Origin of the sequence: Robbsia andropogonis (assembly GCF_000970345.1) — a bacterium.
Taxonomy (GTDB): Bacteria; Pseudomonadota; Gammaproteobacteria; order Burkholderiales; family Burkholderiaceae; genus Robbsia; species Robbsia andropogonis.
Map to the genome: position 1 here is coordinate 1 of NZ_LAQU01000219.1, position 772 is coordinate 772.

1 protein-coding gene is annotated in these 772 nt (G+C 55.6%); it reads left to right on the forward strand.

The window, feature by feature from the left end; translation table 11 throughout:
- Window positions 1-772: transposase (locus WM40_RS27245; RefSeq protein ID WP_046154678.1), on the forward strand; the 772-nt coding region annotated here is incomplete at both ends.

Sequence of the window (772 nt, forward strand, 5' to 3'; positions counted from 1 at the left end):
AAATCCTTAAAATCGTGCCACCTCGAATACGAACAGCGTCGTGATCTAAGGGCAGGCTATGCGCGTTCCAAGCAGGTGTACTCGGCCGAACAGAAGAAGCTGGCCATGGATCATTACTTGAGCCATGATCGTTGTGTGGCAGCGACCTTACGGGCTTTGGGCTATCCGAGTCGTGGAACACTTACGGATTGGATTAGAGAGCAGTGTCCTGAGATCGGCAAGTGCCGTGCTGGACGTGTGGCCGGCAGCATTCCTCAGTCGCTCGCGGTGAAACAGGGGAGCGTCATTGAGCTGTGCTCCAGAGAAGGCAGTGCACGCATGCTTGCCCAGAAAGTGGGCGTAAGCAGACCGATGTTATATAAGTGGAAGAACGAACTACTCGGCCGGGAGGCTCCAGCATCGATGAAACGTCACGAGAAGCGAGCACCGGAGCACGAGCGTTCGGATCTGGAGAAGCAAGTCGAATCGCTTCGGCGCGATATCCGCAAGCTAGAGCTCGAGCGCGATATCCTCGCGAAGGCGAACGAATTATTAAAAAAAGGGATGGGCATCGACCTGCAGCTCCTGAGCAACCGGGAGAAGACGACGTTGGTTGATGCCCTAAAACAAACCTATGCGCTGCCAGAGTTGTTGTCGGCTCTGAGGCTCGCCCGCAGCTCCTACTTTTATCACCGCGCCCGTCTGCTCGTGACCGACAGATATGTGGGTGCGCGTCGTGTCATGGTAGACATCTTCGAATGCAACTATCGCTGCTACGGCTACCGTCGGATCC